This is a genomic window from Mycoplasma zalophidermidis, assembly GCF_024742155.1.
Classification (GTDB): Bacteria; Bacillota_I; Bacilli_A; order Mycoplasmatales; family Metamycoplasmataceae; genus Mycoplasmopsis; species Mycoplasmopsis zalophidermidis.
This window is the reverse complement of sequence record NZ_JANSFS010000009.1, coordinates 1-5,340: the sequence shown is the minus strand read 5'-3', so window position 1 is coordinate 5,340 and position 5,340 is coordinate 1. Positions and strand designations below refer to the sequence as shown.

The 5,340-nt window shown below is 28.0% G+C and carries 7 protein-coding genes; all 7 read left to right on the top strand.

What is annotated here, in order from left to right; translation table 4 throughout:
• Positions 1-482: hypothetical protein (locus NW238_RS03560; RefSeq protein WP_373889500.1), on the top strand; the 482-nt coding region annotated here is incomplete at its 5' end.
• Between the two features lie 157 nt (positions 483-639).
• Positions 640-822: a hypothetical protein gene (locus NW238_RS03555; protein ID WP_216567963.1), complete on the top strand. Its 183-nt coding sequence runs from the start codon at positions 640-642 to the stop codon at positions 820-822.
• Positions 823-1,104: 282 nt separating this feature from the next.
• Complete coding sequence (locus NW238_RS03550; RefSeq protein ID WP_258451846.1) at positions 1,105-1,701, top strand: type IV toxin-antitoxin system AbiEi family antitoxin domain-containing protein; 597 nt, start codon at positions 1,105-1,107, stop codon at positions 1,699-1,701.
• Positions 1,695-2,354 (top strand): nucleotidyl transferase AbiEii/AbiGii toxin family protein, encoded by a 660-nt coding sequence (locus NW238_RS03545; RefSeq protein ID WP_258451844.1) that lies wholly within the window; start codon positions 1,695-1,697, stop codon positions 2,352-2,354. Before NW238_RS03550 ends, NW238_RS03545 begins: the two co-directional genes overlap by 7 nt.
• Positions 2,323-2,535: a hypothetical protein gene (locus NW238_RS03540; protein ID WP_258451842.1), complete on the top strand. Its 213-nt coding sequence runs from the start codon at positions 2,323-2,325 to the stop codon at positions 2,533-2,535. The genes NW238_RS03545 and NW238_RS03540 overlap by 32 nt, the downstream gene beginning before the upstream one ends.
• Before the next feature lie 249 nt (positions 2,536-2,784).
• Positions 2,785-2,958 (top strand): hypothetical protein, encoded by a 174-nt coding sequence (locus NW238_RS03535; RefSeq protein WP_216505750.1) that lies wholly within the window; start codon positions 2,785-2,787, stop codon positions 2,956-2,958.
• Positions 2,959-3,800: 842 nt separating this feature from the next.
• On the top strand, positions 3,801-5,340 hold a 1,540-nt coding region (locus NW238_RS03530), incomplete at its 3' end, for a site-specific DNA-methyltransferase (RefSeq protein ID WP_258451840.1).

The following is a 5,340-nucleotide window of genomic DNA, read 5'->3' as shown; positions in this document are numbered from 1 at the left end:
AAGAAAAATACAAGAATGATGCTGAAGATTTTTATAATAAAGTAAAAATTTGAACTAAAAACCCAACCTTAAACGGCGTAAATTATGAATACTATAGTAAAGATTATGATATTAAAAACTCATTCCCAGATATTGTAATTAAATATGGCAAACACCAAATTATTATTGAAGTTAAAGACGCCACTAAAGACTATGATAAAGAGAAGACTAAAAAAATAATTGAAGCTTATCGTGCTTATATTGATGACCAATTGGATAATAGTTTCATTTTATCACCTTTGACATTATTGGTTTGCAAAGTTAATAAAGAAGATTCTCAAAACAAAAAAAGTGGAAAAATGGAAATAACTTTTGAAGGTGCAAGCACAAGTGAATTATTTAATGACAAAATTAATGATGGCACATTTGACAAAAAAGGACTTGCTATAAAAAATCTTTTTAAGGATATGTTTGAATTCATTAATGAATTAGATAATAATTAGTTTTCAAAAATTAACTAAAATAGCAAAAAATTAACATTGACTATAAAGGCGGATAACAAAAATTAACATTGCAAAGTGTTAATTTTTGTACACAACCATTAGTGGTGAGATACCCCACTAAAAATTAAAATACAAAAACTGAAAAGGATTATTGAATATGTCAAGACATTTAAAAATGGAAGAGTTTGATTTCATATTTGAGGTTTACCCAAAATATGGAAAGTCAGAAGCTATAAAAGCATTTTGAAATATTTCTCCAAAAACAAAGTTTGTTAAGAGAAAACATCTCGCAAGGAGAATTGCAAAAATAATTAAATATTATAATTTAGGAATGAAATAAAAATTATTAACCAAAAAAAGGCAAAGATAGAAAAACGGGCTCAGAAATACCTAGAAAAGAACCAAATTTTGATTGAGATATTTTTGATAGAAATGATCTAATTGAGATAGCAAAAAGATATTATGAAATAACTAATGAAAAACCTAAGAAAGATAAGAAAGAAGAAGGTAAAAATTTTTGACAAGTTCTAATAAGTTGTTCCTGCAAAAAAGTTTCATACTAAAACTTTTATTTCACGCTCCTTTATGTTAGAATATAGAGCGTGAAAGGAAAGTGAATACTGTGAGTTATCAAGATTTATTAATGAAAATAGTTGATGAGAATAATGGTTATTTAGATACTTCACTAGCTCTTAGTAAGGGTGTGTCTTCTACTATTTTAACAACTTTCAAAAGGAAAAATAACCTTGTTCGCATAACGCAGGGTTTATATAAGTTACCAGATGCTTGGGATGACGAGTTATATGTTATTTCTAATTCTAATCCTCGAGCGATTTTTTCGCATGAAACAGCTCTGTACTTGCATAGTCTGATGGATAGAGAACCTTTGGATATTAGCGTGACAGTAAAAGCAGGATATAATGCTACGCATCTTAGAAAAAAGAATATTCGTGTATATCAGTTAGATGAAGAAAAATATGAACTCGGGCAAAGTGTTATTCAAACAGCTTTTGGCCATGATGTAAAAGTTTATGATTTAGAGCGAAGCGTGTGTGATTTAGTAAGGAATAAGGATAAGACTGATGTTCAGATTTATTCTACTGCATGAAAGAATTATTTATCTAGAGCAGATAAAAATATTTCCAAACTTATGAGGTATGCTAAAGAGTTTAATATTCAAGATATTGTTAGGGGATATTTGGAGGTGGTTTTGTGATAACGAGTTCAAGACAGTTAAAAGATAAAATAAATAATCTAACTGGTGGGGATAGCAAGAAATCGCAGGTTTATCTTCGGAATTTCTTTATGGAGCGTTTCTTGGAAAGGGTTTCTAGGTCTGATTATAAAAACAATTTAATTGTTAAAGGTGGAATCCTTGTGGCATCACTTGTTGGTCTTGATACGAGGGCAACAATGGATATTGACACCACAGTTAAAAGTCTAACTCTAAGCGAGACGGAAGCTAGAAACATAGTAGAAAATATTATGAGTGTCGATCTTGCTGATGGCGTTACTTTTAAGATGGTTAATAGTGCATTAATTATGGAAGAACATGACTATCCAGGTATTAGATTTAGCATTGATGGGTATTTTGAGAAAATTAGACAAGCAATAAAAATAGATTTATCAACGGGAGACGCTATTACACCAAGAGCAATAGAATACAAATATTTCCTAATGTTTGAAGATAGATATATCTCATTACTCACATATAACATAGAGACCTTGTTAGCAGAAAAATTAGAAACCATGATAGCGAGATCAACAGCTAATACTAGAATGAGAGATTTCTACGATATTTTTCTAATAACAGGGGGGAAACGACTATTCAATTGAGGTATTGCATGAAGCAGTTATAAAAACAGCCACTAAAAGAGGAACGCTAGGTGTGTTGAAGGATTATAAACAGATTTTAGTAGATGTTAAAGAAAGTGAAATCATGCGAAAAGCATGGACTAACTTCGAAAAACAATCATTTTTTGTTAAGGATACAAATTGGGATAAAGTGATTGATTCTTGTATTAATCTTGCTGATGAAGTTTTTAATAATTAGATAAGTTGTTCATAGTTTTAATATTAATAAATGCAAATTAAGAAGAATGTATTCGAAAATCAGGAATGTCAAATAAGAAAGAATTATCAACAACAAAGTTGTATTATGCATTTCCGATTATAATCATAGGATGTAAAGATGCAAATTTAGATATAATATCACTAAATTATCTTCATCATATAGTTTGGGAGATATGTTAGTAATAGCAACTGTTGATGTAAGCAATTTAGCTAATAATATAAAAAAGAAATGGAATTTAGCGTAAATATTTCAAGCAAATACACGATGAAAGAAATAGAAGGTACAGGATTTTTTAGTGGTATAGATAAACTTTGAAAGTTAAATCTCGAATATATAATTGTTAAAACTATAGATGCATCGCTTATAGATAAGTGCGCTATAAATATAGAGTGTAAAGTGTAAAAAATATTGGAAATTGATGGATATTTAACCATAATTTTTAAAATCACAAGAAGATTAGTAAGCGATAGCTTGCTTAACAATGATTTAAGCTTTAGTAATGAAAAGTTTAATCCTGTGTTTTTTGTCGAGATAAACAAAAAAGAGTTTACCGTTATTTAGATGAAAACATTAATGAATTTGGCGAATTTTAAGAATAATAAGCAATTTAACTAAAACAAACTTAAGACATTTACATTTTGTAGGTGCTTTTTTATGCCTAGTCAAATTATGGTTGGACATTTTTTTATGCCCATTTTTTAGGAAAGTTGGAAGTTTATGGCAAGTAGAATTAAAGGTATTACGGTTGAAATTGGTTGACATACTGCTGGTCTTGATAAGGCACTTAGAAGTCTTAATTCAACAAAAAAACAAGACCACTTTTTTTGTAATCTTGCGTTTTTTTATATTAAAAAGTGTTTTTTCAATTTTATTAATCAGTTATTTATATCTAATAGAAAGTAATTTTTGGAATTTTATTAAAAAGTAAAAAGTTTTTAGTAATTCAGATTTTGATTTTGTTTGTGCCTCTTAATTCATTGTTTACGTTGTTTTGTATGAATTAATTCAAAATTAAACATATACAAAATTTTAAAATTCCTTTAACTCACATTTTTTTATATCTAATGCTACTAAAATGGTTTGTAAATAAATATTTAGCATTTTGTATCTTTAAATTATTTTATATAGTCATTTATTTCACCTTGCATTTATCGTCGCTAATTAAAATATATTCCCAAAGCGCACTCATTTTAATATAATTTTAATTAGCTAAAAAATAGCTGATGTATTAATAAGGAGAAAATATGAACAAAGAATTAATCTTAAATGATTATATTAATAAAATAAATGAAATATCAAAACACGATATTAATCAAGACCAAAAAGATCTAATAATTAATATCTTAAAAAGAACAGATGAAAAAGATTTACAAGATGTATATCAATTTTTAATTAAAAGAGTAAAAATTGGTTTTGTTTTCGATGAAGCACCAGCTTGCAAAAACACAGCTTTAGCTTTACTTAAAAAAGATAATGAAAAATCATTTATTAATGATATGTTTAATCACCAAGAATTTGAAAATACTCTAATTATTGGTGAAAACTATGATGCTTTAAAGAATCTATTAGTGATAGAGAGAGAGAGAGAGAGAGAGAGAGTCGCTAGCGACACCAATGCATTTTACGATGTAATTTACATCGATCCTCCTTATAATACTGAATCATCTTTGAGCGATGGAAATAGTTTAAAAAATGGCGAAAAAGATGATATCGCAGCTTCAAAATTTATTTATCGTGATAAATTTAGTCGTACTGGTTGACTAAATATGATGAGCGAACGTTTAAGAATGGCAAAGAACCTATTGAAAGAAGATGGGGTTATTTTTGTATCAATTGATGATACAGAACAAGCTTATTTAAAAGTATTAATGGATGAAATTTTTGGGGAGGAGAATTTTGGAGCTTGTCTTTCAAGACTTACTAAAAAAGGCGGGGGGCGTTTCGGCACGTCTAATATACAAAAGGATAATGACTATGTTTTAGTTTATTATAAAAATGTTAACAAAGTATATAAATTTAAAAAAATAGAAAGTGAATGAGATGATTACAAATACGAAGATTGAAGAGGGAGATATACATTAAAACATCCTCTTGATGGAGGTGGAGGAAATAAGTCTTATGTTTTTGGCGTAAATTTAAATAACAAAATCTTTTTTCCGAGAAACAATAAAAACTGATCTTTTAGTGAACAACGTATAAAATGAATGGTGAAAAATGATTTTATAGTTGAAAATAAAAAAGGAATTCTTTATGTTAAAAATTATAAAGATTGAGAAATTATTACAAGCAATAATGAATACTCTATTGTTAATAAATTCCCAGGGATTGACTGATCGTCCTCTAAATTACTAGATAATAAGTTTTCAAATTCTCAAGGTAAGGCAGACTTAAATAACGTTTTAAATAAAGGTGAATTTGACTACCCCAAACCAATTAATTTAATTAAACAATTAATAAACTCGTGCCCCAACAAAAACGCCCGTATTTTAGACTTTTTCGCCGGTTCTGGTACCACAGGTCACGCTGTTATGGAATTAAACAGAGAAGATGGTGGAAATAGAACTTTTACATTAGTTACTAATAATGAAAATAACATAGCATATGATGTAACTTATGAAAGACTTTATAGAATAAATAGCGGTAAAGGTACAAAAGAAGAATCATTTAAATGACTAGAAAAGAATAAACCTTATAAGCAAAATCTTAATGTTTTTAACATTGAATATTTTGATACAAAACTTTTCGATGACAATGTTAATAATGAATTAATCAAGCAAACATTAA